The organism is Flavonifractor porci (assembly GCF_037572415.1).
In the GTDB taxonomy this organism is placed as follows: Bacteria; Bacillota; Clostridia; order Oscillospirales; family Oscillospiraceae; genus Flavonifractor; species Flavonifractor porci.
In genome coordinates this window covers 1-15,462 of record NZ_JBBHLB010000025.1, presented here as the reverse complement: position 1 = coordinate 15,462, position 15,462 = coordinate 1, and the positions used below count along the sequence as shown (strand labels likewise).

Below are 15,462 nucleotides of genomic sequence, written 5' to 3'. Positions count from 1 at the left end.
GGAATCACCCTTCCCGGTAACGAACGAGGGGGTCCCCGAAGGACACCAGAGCCCCATCCTCCTGGAGAATGGCCTCGATGGTGCAGTCACAGGGGGCGTGGACCTCGTTCATCATCTTCATGGCCTCCATGAGGCAGACGGTCTGGCCCTTCTTCACCTTGTCGCCCACCTTGACGAAGGGCTCGGCGTCGGGGGCGGAGGCGGCATAGAAGGTGCCCACCAGAGGGGCGGTGATGCAGGGACCCTCGGGCTGAGCCGCCGGGGCGGGCGCAGCAGCGGCAGGTGCGGGTGCGCCTACGGGAGCGGCGGGAACGGCGGCGCCGCCCTTGCCCAGCTCCAGGGTGCAGTCCTTGGTAGTCAGCTTGAAGGTAGTGATGCCGCTCTGGTCAAAGCGGGTCATCAGCTCAAAAATCTCTTGGTTGGTCATAGCGGCTCCTTTCGGAAAAAAGGCATCGGTTTGCACCGATGCCCGTTTTCTTCCTCTTACTCAGCGTGATCCTCGATGTACTTCATCAGGTCGCCCACAGTCTTCATGTTGGGCAGATCCTCGTCGGCGATGGTCACCCCGAAGGCCTCCTCCAGAGCCATGGACAGCTCTACGGCAGCCAGGGAATCGGCCTCCAGGTCCTCGGCCAGGCGGGCGTCGGGAGTGACCTTGTCGGCGTCGCAGCTCAGAGTCTCCACAATGAGATCTTTCATCTTCTCGAAATCCATAATAATGCTCCTTACAAAACACTTCAAAAATTTTAGTTAAATCATTTTACTTAAAAAATTTAAATAAAATAATTTAAGCATATTTTAGCAGGCAAAAGTGATTTGTCAAGACTTTTTTTGGAAACTCCAGAGGATAATCTTCAGAACTGTTTAAATTCACAAAAAAGTGCAAAAAAAGCGCCCTGCGATTGGATCGCAGGGCGGAGATCGGGGGTAAGTAGCCGCCCTGGAGCGGGCGGCGTGGGGCTCAGCAGCAGCGGCAGCAGCCGCAGCCGCAGGAGGTGTCCTCCTCCTGATCGGCAGCCCACAGAAAAGCCGGGATGGTGAGATAGACCTGACGGCCGCCGGCGGTGCCGGACTGGTTGGACAGGGTCAGGCCGGGGAACAGGTCGCTGGAAGTGGTCCTGTTGTTCTCAGAGGCGCCGCAGCAGCAGCGACAGCAGCAGCAGCGGCAGCAGCGATTCCGGTTGTTACAACACATGATGAAGTACCCCCAATCAAAATTGTGACGGGCGGTTGCCCCCCACAGCCCAGTATACGCGGGGAGATGAGGGGAGGTACCGAAAAAGAAAAAGGAGACAGCCACAGGCTGTCTCCTTTTGGCAGCGGGAGAAGGATTCGAACCCTCACATACAGAGTCAGAGTCTGCTGTGCTACCCTTACACAATCCCGCTATTTGGTTGCTGCTCTCATGAGCGCAGGTGTTATTATAGCAAACTACAGAGAAATGTCAAGAGGAAAAATGAAAAAAATAAAAAAATTGTGGGCCGGACGTTCCGGCCCACGGAAAAGGGGTCAATGACGGTTGGGATCGCCGGTCTTATCCTGGGGCTGCTCCTGCTTCTTGCTCTGGGGATGCTTGCAGTCCTGGGGAGCGGGATTCTGGTTTCTGGACTTCTTCTGCTCGTTGTGCTGGTTCTGCATGGTGCTCACCTCGCTTTCACCATCCCTAGCTTGCCCCGGTGTTTCCTCATTTATACAAAAACTTTCTCATTTCAGGGATACCAACGGGCAACAAAGTATGGTATAATAACACGACAGAAGCTACTATATTTTGCCTGGGCATAAGCCTGGGGCAGTATTTTAAAGGAGGTCTGCCGCCGTGAGATGTCCGTTTTGTTCTCACCCGGAGAGCAAGGTCGTGGACTCCCGTCCATCCGATGAAGGGTCCAGCATCCGCCGTCGGCGGGAGTGTCTGGCCTGCCATAAGCGCTTTACTACCTATGAGACCATGGAGAGCCTGCCGCTGATGGTCATTAAAAAGGACGGCAGCCGTCAGACCTTTGACAAGACCAAATTGCTCAACGGTATGATCCGGGCCTGTGAGAAGCGGCCGGTGGCCTTTGCCACGCTGGAGGACATGGCCAATGAGATCGAGCAGGTCCTGCAAAACGAAATGGACCGGGAGATCCCCTCTGCCCGTATCGGTGAACTGGTGATGGAACGGCTGAAAGGGGTGGACGAGGTGGCCTATGTCCGTTTTGCTTCCGTCTACCGGCAGTTCAAGGATATCAGCACCTTTATGGAGGAACTGAACAAGCTTCTGGCAGAGAAGTGACAGAAATTGCAGGGGGGGCGCAGAGGATGCGCCCCCCTTCGTTTAAAGGACATTTTTTAAGGTCAGCTGTTCCGCCTCGCTGAGCAGCTCGATCTGGGTGATCAGACGGGCGTTGGCGGCGGCATACTCTCCGTACTCTTGGCTTTCCAGCAGGGCCAGGGTCTCCTGGAATCCGGCGTAGATCTGATCGGTGTCGGCGTGGCGGAGCAGGACGTGGAGGTAGACGTCCCGCCCCCGCCAGGTTTGCAGGGCTTCTTCCGTCAGGGAACGGGCCTCCTCCCAGCGGTCGGCCCGGGTCAGTGCCTGGGCCTGATCCAGGGAGTCGGTCAGACCTTGGCTAAAGCCCCGCAGGGACCAGGTATGGAGCAGGGTGCCGCACAGCAGGGCGGCCAGCAGTGCCAGGGCGATCCACAGCCGCTTCACCGGACCGCCTCCTTTTCAATGACGCAGACCCTGTTGGTCTCATCCACCGTCAGCAGGAATACGTCCCGAATGTGTTTAATATGGTGCGCTTTCAGCTGCTTGTCCAGCCAGTCCTCATCCAGCCCCCGGCGATGAAGGGCCTGGCTCATGACCCGTCCATCATTAATGAGCACCACCGGCAGCCCCGGTTCCGGCAGGTGGAGCCCCAGCTCCTGGGCGGTGGGGGACTTCTGGGCGGCGAAGGGGAGGACGGACAGCTGGCCGTTGGTCTCCAGAATGGCGTATTTAACGGTGGACAGGTCGGTGACCCCCTTCATCCGCAGTTCCTCCATCAGCTCATCCAAGGTGAAACGGTTGCGCTTCATCTCGCCCTGCCGGGGCTTACCGTTTTCCACAATGATGCTGGGCCGGCCGCAGAGGACCGCCCGGAACTTAATGCTCTTCATGGTGAGCACCGACAGGGCCATGGTAAGGCACAGCAGAGTAAGGATGGGAATGAGGCCGGTGAGCAGAGGGATACCGAAGTCCTGCATGGGGACAGCGGCCAGATCGGCGATAAGCAGGGCCAGAACCAGTTCGGAGGGCTCCAGCTCACCTACCTGCCGCTTTCCCATCAGCCGGATGCCGGCGATGATAAAGACATAAAGAATAATTGTACGCAAAAAAGCAATGACCATGAAAGGACCTCCCGGAGATCACGATACCTTCAGTATGGCCGGGATGGCAACAGATATGCAGAAGGAGGCAACCGATGAAAAAAAGAACAGCGGCGCTGCTGGCCGCGGGAGGCGCCACCGCCGGTATTCTGCTGGCGGCCCTGGATGTACGCCTGGCGGTGCGGCGCTACATTGTAAAAAGCGACAAGGTGGATGGACCTATTCGCCTGGCGGTACTTACCGACCTTCACGCCTGCCGGTACGGGAAAAACCAGGAGCAGCTGGTGGCGGCGGTGGCCGCACAGAAACCGGATCTGGTAGTCATGTGTGGCGATATTGTGGATGACGAGCCCCGGATGGAGGAGTGGCGTGCCCTGCTCACGGTAAAAAAGCTGGCCGACCGTTGGCCGGTATATTACGCCTCAGGTAACCACGAGTACCGCACCGGACGACTGGCGGAGATCAAGGGGCTGGTGGCTGCCTGCGGCGCGGTGGTGCTGGACGGAGACTGTGTCAACGCGGCTGCCGGTGGGCAGATGGTGCAGATCGGCGGTATTGACGACCCGGAGACCGGGGAGGAGAACTGGCAGGACCAGCTGTCGGCCGCCAGCGGCAGCCTGGACGGCAGTCACTTTTCCATTCTGCTCACTCATCGGCCCGAGCGGGTGAGCGACTACGCCGGCAGCGGGTTTGATCTGGTGCTGGCCGGTCACGCCCATGGCGGTCAATGGCGGCTGCCCGGCCTCATCAACGGGGTGCTGGCCCCCAATCAGGGAATGTTCCCCGCCTATGCCGGCGGGCGCTATGAAATCGGAAACGCAACCCTCATCGTCAGCCGGGGATTGGCCCGGGAGAGCACCCGTGTGCCCCGCCTGTTCAACCGACCGGAGCTGGTGGTTGTGAACATAGAACCATCAAAATAATTATTAGGTCAAATATAGATTTTTGAGACATTCGGGGCGCATTGACCGTGAAAAACGGGGGATGCGCCCCGGCTTTTTGTCCAAAATTACGATTTTGAAAAAGAAGGGAAAAAGGGAGTTGCCGGGGGCGGATATTTAGAGTACAATCGAACAAATACCAAGGAAAGAAAGGCGTGATGCAGGAGATGAAGGCGACCTTGATTCTGGCCAACGGCGCTGTGTTCCAGGGCGTCAGCATGGGATCCCCCGCAGATCGGGTGTGCGAGATGGTGTTCAACACCTCCATGACCGGCTACCAGGAGATCCTGACCGATCCCTCCTATGCGGGACAGGGAATCGTGATGAGCTATCCCCTCATTGGCAATTACGGCGTGAACCACGAGGATAATGAGTCCTCCCGGCCCTGGGCTGAGGCATTTATTGTGCGGCATCTGGCCCGGCGGGGCAGCAATTTCCGCTGTGAAGGGGAGCTGGACGCCTATCTGAAACAATATGACATCACCGGGATCGAGGGCGTGGATACCCGGGCTTTAACCAGAATACTCCGCAGTCAGGGGACCATGAATGGCATGATCACCTGTGCGGAGCATTTTCATGTAGAGGAGTGCCTGGAGAAGATCCACGCCTATCGGGTGGAGGGCACTGTGGAAAAGGTGACCCGGAAGGCGCCCCAGCTCTATCCCGCTCTGGGCGAGCAGAAGCTGCGGGTGGCTCTGATGGACTACGGCGTGAAGGAGAATATGATCCGCTGCCTCCAGAAGCGGGGCTGCCAGGTCACCGTCTATCCCGCTCACACCCCGGCGGAAAGCATCCTCACCGGCGGCTATGACGGCGTCATGCTGTCCAACGGCCCCGGCGATCCGGCCGACAACGTGGACATCATCAAGGAAGTCAAGAAGCTCTACGACTCCAGCCTGCCCCTCTTCGCGGTCTGCCTGGGCCACCAGCTGCTGGCTCTGGCCACCGGCGCCGAGACCCGGAAGATGCGCTTCGGTCACCGGGGCGGCAACCATCCGGTGAAGGATCTGGAGCATGGCCGCGCTTATATCACCAGCCAGAACCATGGCTATGTGGTCACCGCCGAGAGCGTGGACCCCGCTGTGGCCGAGATTTCCCACGTCAACGTCAACGAGGGCAGTGTGGAGGGCCTGCGCTACAAGCGGCCCAACTGCTTCACCGTGCAGTTCCACCCCGAGGCCTCCCCCGGCCCCATGGATACCGAATATCTCTTTGACCGCTTTGTGGACAGTATGAAGGGAGGCGACCGGTAATGCCCAAGAATCCGGATATCAAGAAGGTGCTGGTACTGGGCTCCGGCCCCATCGTTATCGGCCAGGCCGCCGAGTTTGACTACGCCGGCACCCAGGCCTGCCGCGCCCTGAAGGAAGAGGGCGTGGAGGTGGTGCTGGTCAACTCCAACCCCGCCACCATCATGACCGACAAGGACATCGCCGATCATGTGTACATCGAGCCCCTGAACATCGCCAGTGTGGAGCAGGTCATCCAGAAGGAGCGGCCCGACTCCATCCTGCCTACCCTGGGCGGCCAGACCGGCCTGAACCTGGCCATGAACCTCCACGAGCAGGGCATCCTGCAGAAGTACGGCGTGCGCCTGCTGGGCACCAGCCCCGAGTCCATCCGTAAGGCGGAGGACCGCCAGGGCTTCAAGGACGCCATGGAGGCCATTGGCCAGCCCTGCGTCACCTCCGACGTGGTGGAGAGCGTGGAGGATGCCGTTTCCTTCGCCGGCAGCATCGGCTATCCCGTCATTGTCCGCCCCGCCTACACCCTGGGCGGCACCGGTGGCGGCATCGCCTATGACGAGATGTCCCTGCGGGAGATCGCCGACCGGGGCATCCATCTGAGCCGCGTGGGCCAGGTCCTCATTGAGCGCTGCATCTCCGGCTGGAAGGAGATCGAGTTCGAGGTCATGCGGGACTCGGCGGGCAACGTGATCCAGATCTGTTCCATGGAGAACGTGGACCCGGTGGGCGTCCACACCGGCGACTCCATCGTGGTGGCTCCCACCCAGACCCTGGCCAACCGGGAGTTCCAGATGCTGCGGAAGGCCTCGCTGGACATCATCTCCGCCCTGGAGATCGAGGGCGGCTGCAACGTGCAGCTGGCCCTGAATCCCGATTCCTTTGAGTATGCAGTCATCGAGGTCAATCCCCGGGTGAGCCGCTCCTCCGCCCTGGCCTCCAAGGCCACCGGCTATCCCATTGCCAAGGTGGCCGCCAAGATCGCCCTGGGCTATACCCTGGACGAGATCCCCAACGCGGTGACCGGCAAGACCACCGCCTGCTTTGAGCCCACTCTGGACTACTGTGTGCTCAAGATCCCCCGCCTGCCCTTTGACAAGTTCACCACCGCCAGCCGTACCCTGGGCACCCAGATGAAGGCCACCGGCGAGGTCATGGCCATCGGCAACTCCTTTGAGGGCGCCCTGATGAAGGCCATCCGCTCTCTGGAGCTGCCGGTGAAGTCCCTCCGCCTGCCCGGCCTGGATGAGGTGTACACCGAGGAGATCGAGGAGCGGCTGGTGAACATCGACGACCAGCGCCTCTTTGTAGTGGCTGAGGCCCTGCGCCGGGGCTTCTCTCCCGAGAAGATCAATAAGATCACCAAGTACGACCTGTGGTTCCTGGACCGCTTCCAGAACATCGTGGAGATGGAGGACAAGCTGGACCACGGCCATCTGGACGCCGATACCCTGCGCATGGCCAAGGAGATGGGCTTCTCCGACGCCTGGATCGCTGCTCTGTCCGGCAAGGAGCGGGAGGAGATCAAGGCCCTGCGGGAGTCCTTTGGCATCAAGCCCGCCTTTAAGATGTTGGATACCTGCGCCGCCGAGTTTGAGGCCCAGACTCCTTACTACTACTCCACTTATGACGAGGAGAACGAGGCAACCGAAGAGCTTCATCTGCCCCAGGTGGGTGAGGTGGCTCCCCACATCCCGGAGGCTCCCTATCTGGCCGCCGCTGCGCCTGAGGCCCACCGGTCCGGACAGGACAAAAAGAAAGTACTGGTGCTGGGCTCCGGCCCCATCCGTATCGGCCAGGGCATCGAGTTCGACTACTGCTCTGTCCATTCTGTCTGGGCCTTCAAGCGCCTGGGCTATGAGACCATCATTATCAACAACAACCCCGAGACCGTGTCCACCGACTTCGACGTGGCCGACAAGCTGTATTTTGAGCCGCTGACCCCGGAGGACGTGGAGGCCGTGGTGGAGCTGGAGAAGCCCTGGGGCGCCGTGGTCCAGTTCGGGGGGCAGACCGCCATCAAGCTGGCCCAGGCCCTCACCAACATGGGCGTGCCCATCCTGGGTACCTCCGCTGACGGCGTGGATGCCGCCGAGGACCGGGAGCGCTTTGACGAGATCCTCAACCAGTGCCACATCCCCCGCGCCGCTGGTAAGACCGTGTTCACCACCCAGCAGGCTCTGGAGGCCGCTCACGAGGTGGGCTATCCCGTGCTGGTGCGCCCCTCCTACGTGCTGGGCGGCCAGGGCATGGAGATCGCCTACAACGACCGCAACATCACCGAGTTCATGCGCATCATCAACCAGGTGGAGCAGGAGCATCCCATCCTGGTGGATAAGTATCTGATGGGCCGTGAGGTGGAGGTGGACGGCGTGTTCGACGGCGAGGATCTGCTCATCCCCGGCATCATGGAGCACATCGAGCGGGCCGGTGTCCACTCGGGTGACTCCATCTCGGTCTATCCTCCCATCCACATTGAGGAGAAGCACAAGGAGACCATCTACCGCTACACCTACGACCTGTCCAAGGCTCTGGGCGTGGTGGGCCTGGTGAACATCCAGTTCGTCATCTACGACGACACTGTGTATGTCATCGAGGTCAATCCCCGCTCCTCCCGTACCATCCCCTATATCTCCAAGGTCACCGGCGTGCCCATCATCGATCTGGCTACCAAGGTCATGCTGGGCCAGAAGCTGAAGGACCTGGGCTACGGTACCGGTATCTACAAAGAGGCCGACTACTACGCTGTGAAAATGCCGGTGTTCTCCTTTGAGAAGCTCACCGACGTGGATACCGGCCTTGGCCCCGAGATGAAGTCCACCGGCGAGTGTCTGGGTCTGGCCGAATCCTTCCCCCAGGCCCTGCTGAAGGCCTTTAAGGGCGCCAATATGAAGGCGCCCAAGAAGGGTGGCCGCATCATCATCACCGTCAAGGACGAGGACAAGGGCGAGATCATCGGCATTGCCCAGGGCTTTGCCGACATGGGCATTGACATCCTGGCCACCAGCGGTACCTGTGACGCCCTCAATGCCGCCGGCATCCCCGCCCGTAAGGTGGCCCGCGTCTCCGAGGCCCACCCCAACATTCTGGACATGATCGCCTCCGGCACCGTGGACCTGGTCATCAATACCCCCACCCGGGGCCGCCGCCACGATACCGATGGCTTCAAGATCCGCCGCTCCACCGTGGAACACTCTGTGGCCTGCATCACCGCCATCGACACCGCCCGGGCTATGCTCACGGTTCGTACCCAGGGCCGGTCCTCCGACCTGCGCCCCATTGACATTACCCAGATTTAATGAAAATAGGAACTTCCCCCTTCCAGATTCGTCTGATAAAATGGACATAAGAATCTGGAAGGGGGAGTTTTTATGCGTAAACTGGTACCATTGACCTTGGCGGCCTGCCTGCTGGCCACCTCACTGACCGGGTGCGGAGCTCTGGACAGAGGCCCTGCGGCTGAAAAACCGGTGATCTACCTCTACCCGGAGGAAGAGATTCAAGTGAGCGTCGCCCTGGACTTTGACGGGGAACTGACCTCCACCTATCCCGCCTATGGGGATGGCTGGACGGTGGACGCTTCTCCCGATGGTACCCTCACCGACCCTGCCACCGGGCGGCAGTACTACTGCCTGTTCTGGGAGGGGGTCAGTCAGACCGAGTACGACTTTTCCACCGGATTTTGTGTAGCTGGGGAAAACACCGCCGCCTTTTTGGAGGAGGCTCTGGCCGACCTGGGTCTGACTGATCAGGAGACTAACGAGTTCATCATCTATTGGTTGCCCGAGATGGAGCGCAATCCCTATAATCTGATTTCCTTTCAGACAGAGACTTACACCGACAGCGCCAAGCTGACCATTGACCCTGCTCCGGATACCCTGATCCGGGTATTCATGGCCTGGCAGGGGCTGGAGCAGCCGGTGGAGGTGGAACCCCAGACCTTCACGGCTCCCGCCCGCACCGGCTTTACCGCTGTGGAATGGGGCGGTGCAGAAGTAAAAGGCTGAACAAAAGCCGCTGGACTGGTACAGTCCGGCGGCGTTTTGCCTTGTTGCGAGATGGAGAGAAACGTGATATTCTGAACAAGACGTGTGGGAAGAGAAAGGAGGCGGGGCAGGCATGAAAACGCGGGAATATCAGTATGATAATATTCGTTTCCTGCTCATCGCCCTGGTAGTGCTGGGTCATTTGCTGGAGATTGCGGGAGAATTTCCGCATAAGGAGACCCTGTATATTATGATCTACTCCTTTCATATGCCTGCCTTTTTGTTCCTCAGCGGAATGTTTGCCAGATTTGATCGAATCAAATGGATCTTCGGTATGGCGCTGCCCTATCTGCTCCTCCAGTGGTTGTACACCGCCTTTGTGGAAAAGCTGGGAGATCCCTACGTCCATGTGCAGTTTTCCAGACCTTACTGGATTTTGTGGTACCTCTTTGTACTGGCCATCTACACCCTCTTGCTGCCGGTGTACGACGCGCTGTCCCCCGCAAGGCGGTGGCTGATGGTGGCCGTGTCGGTGGTTCTGGCGCTGCTGGCGGGCTTTGACAAGAGCATTGACTACCAGTGGAGCGCCTCACGGATTATTGTTTTCCAGCCCTGGTTTTTGCTGGGCTACTACTTCAGACGGGCGGATGGCCTGCGGACTCGCTGGAACGGGGCAGGGCGGAGGTCCAGAGGGATTATGCTGAGCTTTGCGGCTGCCTGCTGCGTGGCTCTGGAGTGGCTGCTGCTGCGCCAGGGCGTAACCGCAAAAATGATGCTGGGCGCCTACGGCTATGAGGATCTGGGCTACAGCTGGCAGGTGCGGGGCCTTATCATGTGCTGCGCTGCCAGTGTGATTTTTCTCCTGTTTGCTGGACTGGTCTCTCACCTCAAGCACAGAATCCCGGTGATAACGGTTTTGGGGCAGAATACCCTGCCTATCTATTTGCTTCACGGCTTCATCGTTCAGATGATCCGAATGAAAGCCCCCTGGATGCTGGCTCAGACGTGGCAGGTACTGCTGGCGTGGATGGGCCTGCTGCTCCTGCTGGGCAATCCGGTCGTGGGCCGCTGTACCAACTTTTTATTGGGTGGAGGGTGGTACCGCCTGCTTCAGACACGGTTTACCTGTGGGAGAAGTATTGCGCCCGGGGGAAAAATATGATATTCTAAACCGTAATTGTTGCGCGATTTTTCGGAAACCTATAGACTCCATAGAAAGAAGGAACTTGAATGTCCCATCAAACCGTGATCGTCCTGGACTTCGGCGGACAGTATAATCAGCTCATCGCCCGCCGTGTCCGTGAGTGCGGCGTTTACTGCGAGGTCAAGCCCTATACTACCCCGCTGGAGCAGCTGAAGGCTATGGAGCCCATCGGCTTCATCTTTACCGGCGGTCCCAACAGCGTGTATGAGGAAAAAGCCCCCCACGTGGACCCCGCCATCTTTGATCTGGGCGTGCCTGTGCTGGGTATCTGCTACGGCTGCCAGCTGATGGCCCACACTCTGGGCGGTCAGGTCACCGCCGCCCAGGAGGATACCGCCCGGGAGTATGGTAAGACCGAGACCTACTACGACACCACCTGTAAGCTCTTCAAGGGTCTGCCCGAGCAGGGTATCTCCTGGATGAGCCACGGCGACTATATGGCCAAGGTGCCCCAAGGTTTTGCTCTTACCGCCCACACCGACGCCTGCCCCAACGTGGCCATTGCCGACGAGAAGCGGGGCTTCTACGGCGTGCAGTACCACCCCGAGGTCAACCACACCCAGCACGGCGTGGACATGATCCGCAACTTCCTCTATGAGGTGTGCGGCGCCACCGGCGACTGGACCATGGGAGATTACAAGAATACCGCCATCCGGGATATCCGGGAGAAGGTGGGCGATGGCAAGGTGCTGCTGGCCCTGTCCGGCGGCGTGGACTCCTCTGTGGCCGCCGCTCTGCTGGCCGAGGCGGTGGGTAAGCAGCTGACCTGCGTGTTTGTGGACCACGGCCTCATGCGCAAGAACGAGGGCGACGAGGTGGAGGCCGCCTTTGCACCCTGGGATATCAACTTTATCCGGGTGGACGCTGAGGCTCGCTTCCTGGAGAAGCTGGCCGGCATTGAGGAGCCTGAGCAGAAGCGCAAGATCATCGGTGAGGAGTTCATCCGGGTCTTTGAGGAAGAGGCCAAGAAGATCGGCCGGGTGGATTATCTGGTGCAGGGGACCATCTATCCCGATGTGATCGAGTCGGGGGCCGGCGACGCCGCTGTTATTAAGAGCCACCACAACGTGGGCGGTCTGCCTGACTATGTGGACTTCAAGGAGATCATCGAGCCTCTGCGCCTGCTCTTCAAGGATGAGGTGCGTCAGCTGGGCCGGGAATTGGGCCTGCCCGAGTACCTGGTCATGCGCCAGCCCTTCCCCGGTCCCGGTCTGGCCATCCGCGTCATCGGTGATCTGACCAAGGAGAAACTGGATACCCTCCGGGACGCTGACGCCATTTATCGTGAGGAGATCGCCGCCGCCGGTGAGGACAAGAATATCAATCAGTATTTCGCGGTGCTTACCAACACCCGTTCCGTGGGTGTTATGGGTGATGGACGTACCTACGACTATACCCTGGCCCTCCGTGCTGTGACCACCAGCGACTTTATGACTGCCGACTGGGCCCGCATCCCCTATGACGTGCTGGACAAGATATCCACCCGCATTGTCAACGAGGTCAAGGGCATAAACCGCATCTGCTATGACATCACGAGTAAACCGCCTGCCACCATCGAGTGGGAATAATTTCACAGGCCCGGGAAAGCCTGATATGACTGGGTTTTTGAAGGGTTAAGACCAGACCTGGCAACGATTTGGCAACACTTTTTCATTAGTTATAAAAAGAGAGCTAACTGATTAATCAGTTAGCTCTCTTTTCTTATGTCATCAAGCCATTGTCGCACAAAAAATGCAAACCTGATCAGTTTCGTGGACGGCAAGATTTTTACAGCTTTACAGATAGCTCTTCAGGTGCTCCGCCATGTCGGTGTGCTCCCAGGGCAAGTCAATATCAGTACGGCCAAAGTGACCGTAAGCAGCGGTCTGCTCGTAGATGGGACGGCGCAGATCCAGCTTCTCGATGATCTTGGCCGGACGCATATCAAAGCACTCGTTGACGATAGCGGACAGCTTCTCCTCGGAGAGGACGCCGGTGCCGTAAGTGTCCACCAGTACGCTGACAGGATGAGCCACACCGATGGCGTAGGCCAGCTCGATCTGGCACTTGCGGCACAGGCCGGCGGCCACCAGGTTCTTGGCGATGTAGCGGGCCATGTAGGCGGCGGAGCGGTCCACCTTGGTGGGGTCCTTGCCGGAGAAGCAGCCGCCGCCATGGGCGGCGGAGCCGCCGTAGGTATCCACGATGATCTTGCGGCCGGTGAGGCCGGTGTCGCCCACGGGGCCACCCACCACGAAACGACCGGTGGGGTTGACGTAGAACTTGGTGTTATTGGTGATGTACTGAGCGGGGATAATGGGCTTGATGATCTCCTCCACCACGGCCTCACGCAGGTCCTTCAGGGCGATATCGGGGTCGTGCTGGGTGGACACCACGATGGCGGGGCAGGAGAGCACCTTGCCGTCGTCGTCGTATTCCACAGTGACCTGGCTCTTGCCGTCGGGGCGGAGCCACTTCAGCTTGCCGGCCTTGCGCACGTCAGTGAGCTGCCGGGACAGCTTGTGGGCCATGGAGATGGGGGCGGGCATCAACTCGGGGGTTTCGTCGCAGGCGTAGCCGAACATCATGCCCTGGTCGCCGGCGCCAATGAGGTCGGCGGCGTCAGTGCCGCCTTCCTGATGCTCAAAGGACTGATTGACGCCCATGGCGATGTCGGGGGACTGCTCGTCGATAGCGGTCATGACAGCGCAGGAGCGGTAGTCAAACCCATAGGCCGGGTCGGTGTAGCCAATGCGCTGCACGGTGCGGCGAACGATGGCAGGGATGTCGGTATAGTGGCTGGTCGTGATCTCGCCCATCACGGTGACGATGCCGGTGGTGGTGAACGTCTCACACGCCACATGGGCGGTGGGATCGGCGGCCAGGATGTCATCCAGGACGGCGTCGGAGATCTGGTCACATACTTTGTCGGGGTGACCCTCGGTAACGGACTCCGAGGTAAACAGACGGTTTGCCATAGTTGTACCTTCCTTTCTAAACTGGAGCAAAAACGCGCTCCGCCGGACGGCGGAGCGCGTTGGGCTCTTCCATCCTCATCTTTCGATTCTCTCGCCGGATTTGGCACCTTGCAAAGCAGGTTGCCGGGTTTCATCGGGCCGTTCCCTCCACCACTCTCGATAAGGCTATTCAATTGACTGTAAGTATTCTATCGACTTTTTCCCACGTTTTCAATAGACAAAATACAGGCTTTGTATAGAGCGATAGGAACTTATTTCCTCAGGCCTTCCAGCCGTTGAGGTACTCCACCTGCTCGGGAGTGAGCCTGTCGATCGCAAATCCCATAGCGGCCAGCTTGACCCGGCCGATCTCGTCGTCGATCTCGGCGGGCACCTGATAGACCTTTTTCTCCAGGCTGTCCTGGTGCTTGATCAGCCACTCCAGAGCCAGGGCCTGGACGGAGAAGGACATGTCCATGATCTCGGCGGGGTGACCGTTGCCGGCGGCCAGATTGACCAGGCGGCCCTCGCCGATGACGTTGAGCACCTTGCCGTCAGGCAGGGTGAAGCCTTCGATGCTATCCCGGCGGAGCTCACGCTTTACGGCCATCTCGGCCAAGCTCTTCACGTCCACCTCGCAGTCGAAGTGGCCGGCGTTGGTGAGGATGGCGTTGTGCTTCATGACGGCAAAATGCCGGGGAGTGATCACGTCCTTGCAGCCGGTAACGGTGACAAAGATGTCGCCGTACTTGGCAGCCTCGTCCATGGGCATGACCCGGAAACCATTCATGGTGGCGTCCAGAGCCTTGAAGGGGTCCACTTCGGTGACGATCACGTTGGCGCCCATGCCACTGGCACGCATGGCCACACCCTTGCCGCACCAGCCGTAGCCGGCCACCACCACGGTCTTGCCTGCCACCACCAGATTGGAGGTGTGCATGATGGCGTCCCACACGGACTGGCCGGTGCCGTACTTGTTATCATAGTAGTGCTTGGCCTTGGCATCGTTGACCGCCATCATGGGACAGGGCAGGATGCCCTCCCGCTCCCGGGCTTTGAGGCGCAGAATGCCGGTGGTGGTCTCCTCGCAGCCACCGATCAGGTTTTCGCCCAGATCGGCGCATTTGCCCCCCAGCAGGTGGACCAGATCGCCGCCGTCGTCCACGATCAGGTGGGGCTTGAATTTCAGCGTTTCAATCAGGTGGCTCTCGTATTCCTCGGCGGTGGCGCCGTGGATACCGAAGGTCTCCACGCCCAGATCGGCCAGGCCGGCGGCCACGTCGTCCTGAGTGGACAAAGGATTGGACCCGGTGAGCCGCACCTCGGCGCCGCCCTTGGAGAGCACATAGCCCAGATTGGCGGTTTTGGCCTCCAGGTGGACGGACACCGCCACCCGCAGGCCGGCAAAGGGTTTCTCCTGCTCAAAACGGGCTTCAATGCTGCCCAGAGCGGGCATAAAGTCCCGGACCCAGCTGATCTTGCGGCGTCCGGAGGGGGCCAGAGAGGGATCTTTTACAATACTCATATCATAAACCTCCTTGGGGGGCTGCCGAAGGGCTGGGCCCGTCCCAGAAATCAAGAGTAAGCAGGGGCTTGGTCTGGCGGAAAGCCTGGATCCGGCAGTGCAGATCCATCAGCTGTTCCTGAGAGGGGGAGCGCGGCCCACCGTAGGCGGGGCAGGAAAGAACCAACAGAATTTGGCGCCGCTGTCAATGACGCGGTCGTAATAATCTGCGGTAGCCACCAGATCCGCGTTATCCGCCGTGCAACGACAGGCCACGCCGAAGGGCAATTTATATG

Annotated in this window: 15 protein-coding genes, 1 tRNA gene and 1 riboswitch; of the genes, 7 read left to right on the top strand and 9 right to left on the bottom strand. The window is 59.5% G+C overall.

What is annotated here, in order from left to right:
- Positions 1-4 precede the first annotated feature (4 nt).
- The 5 genes from accB to WHJ28_RS15650 form a co-directional block, all read right to left on the bottom strand.
- On the bottom strand, positions 5-427 hold the full coding sequence (gene accB, locus WHJ28_RS15670) for an acetyl-CoA carboxylase biotin carboxyl carrier protein (RefSeq protein WP_425461162.1): 423 nt from the start codon (positions 425-427) through the stop codon (positions 5-7).
- A 56-nt stretch (positions 428-483) separates the two neighbouring features.
- A complete protein-coding gene (gene acpP / locus WHJ28_RS15665; protein WP_340042986.1) occupies positions 484-714 on the bottom strand; it encodes an acyl carrier protein in 231 nt (76 codons plus the stop codon).
- Between the two features lie 247 nt (positions 715-961).
- Entirely contained in the window at positions 962-1,195 is a 234-nt protein-coding gene (locus tag WHJ28_RS15660) for a hypothetical protein (RefSeq protein WP_340042985.1), read from the bottom strand.
- 119 nt (positions 1,196-1,314) lie between these two features.
- Positions 1,315-1,388, bottom strand: a tRNA-Gln gene (locus WHJ28_RS15655).
- A gap of 121 nt (positions 1,389-1,509) precedes the next feature.
- Positions 1,510-1,638 (bottom strand): hypothetical protein, encoded by a 129-nt coding sequence (locus WHJ28_RS15650; protein WP_255396452.1) that lies wholly within the window; start codon positions 1,636-1,638, stop codon positions 1,510-1,512.
- Positions 1,639-1,816: 178 nt separating this feature from the next.
- Here WHJ28_RS15650 and nrdR point away from each other — a divergent pair, with 178 nt between their 5' ends.
- The gene (nrdR, locus tag WHJ28_RS15645) at positions 1,817-2,272 is read left to right on the top strand and encodes a transcriptional regulator NrdR (RefSeq protein ID WP_340042984.1); all 456 of its coding nucleotides are present in this window, start codon (positions 1,817-1,819) and stop codon (positions 2,270-2,272) included.
- A 42-nt stretch (positions 2,273-2,314) separates the two neighbouring features.
- On the opposite strand, the gene WHJ28_RS15640 is transcribed toward nrdR, so the two are convergent.
- Entirely contained in the window at positions 2,315-2,695 is a 381-nt protein-coding gene (locus WHJ28_RS15640; protein ID WP_340042983.1) for a DUF4363 family protein, read from the bottom strand.
- The gene (locus WHJ28_RS15635; RefSeq protein WP_340042982.1) at positions 2,692-3,372 is read right to left on the bottom strand and encodes a DUF421 domain-containing protein; all 681 of its coding nucleotides are present in this window, start codon (positions 3,370-3,372) and stop codon (positions 2,692-2,694) included. Before WHJ28_RS15635 ends, WHJ28_RS15640 begins: the two co-directional genes overlap by 4 nt.
- Positions 3,373-3,446: 74 nt before the next feature.
- Here WHJ28_RS15635 and WHJ28_RS15630 point away from each other — a divergent pair, with 74 nt between their 5' ends.
- The 6 genes from WHJ28_RS15630 to guaA all read left to right on the top strand — a co-directional run bounded on the left by WHJ28_RS15630 (position 3,447) and on the right by guaA (position 12,294).
- Positions 3,447-4,274 carry a metallophosphoesterase gene (locus tag WHJ28_RS15630; protein WP_340042981.1) on the top strand — a complete coding sequence of 276 codons (828 nt, stop codon included), beginning with the start codon at positions 3,447-3,449 and terminating at the stop codon, positions 4,272-4,274.
- A gap of 176 nt (positions 4,275-4,450) precedes the next feature.
- A complete protein-coding gene (locus tag WHJ28_RS15625; protein ID WP_340043000.1) occupies positions 4,451-5,545 on the top strand; it encodes a carbamoyl phosphate synthase small subunit in 1,095 nt (364 codons plus the stop codon).
- The gene (gene carB, locus WHJ28_RS15620; RefSeq protein ID WP_340042980.1) at positions 5,545-8,835 is read left to right on the top strand and encodes a carbamoyl-phosphate synthase large subunit; all 3,291 of its coding nucleotides are present in this window, start codon (positions 5,545-5,547) and stop codon (positions 8,833-8,835) included. Before WHJ28_RS15625 ends, carB begins: the two co-directional genes overlap by 1 nt.
- A 72-nt stretch (positions 8,836-8,907) precedes the next feature.
- Positions 8,908-9,543, top strand: coding sequence for a hypothetical protein (locus WHJ28_RS15615; RefSeq protein WP_340042979.1), 636 nt, complete (start codon positions 8,908-8,910; stop codon positions 9,541-9,543).
- A 112-nt stretch (positions 9,544-9,655) separates the two neighbouring features.
- The gene (locus tag WHJ28_RS15610; protein ID WP_340042978.1) at positions 9,656-10,684 is read left to right on the top strand and encodes an acyltransferase family protein; all 1,029 of its coding nucleotides are present in this window, start codon (positions 9,656-9,658) and stop codon (positions 10,682-10,684) included.
- Between the two features lie 68 nt (positions 10,685-10,752).
- Positions 10,753-12,294: a glutamine-hydrolyzing GMP synthase gene (guaA, locus tag WHJ28_RS15605; protein WP_340042977.1), complete on the top strand. Its 1,542-nt coding sequence runs from the start codon at positions 10,753-10,755 to the stop codon at positions 12,292-12,294.
- A gap of 207 nt (positions 12,295-12,501) precedes the next feature.
- On the opposite strand, the gene metK is transcribed toward guaA, so the two are convergent.
- Together metK and WHJ28_RS15595 are read right to left on the bottom strand one after the other, a co-directional pair.
- On the bottom strand, positions 12,502-13,683 hold the full coding sequence (metK, locus tag WHJ28_RS15600) for a methionine adenosyltransferase (protein ID WP_340042976.1): 1,182 nt from the start codon (positions 13,681-13,683) through the stop codon (positions 12,502-12,504).
- Positions 13,684-13,755: 72 nt separating this feature from the next.
- Positions 13,756-13,849, bottom strand: a riboswitch (SAM riboswitch).
- A 93-nt stretch (positions 13,850-13,942) separates the two neighbouring features.
- A complete protein-coding gene (locus WHJ28_RS15595) occupies positions 13,943-15,187 on the bottom strand; it encodes an adenosylhomocysteinase (protein WP_340042975.1) in 1,245 nt (414 codons plus the stop codon).
- Positions 15,188-15,462: the final 275 nt, after the last annotated feature.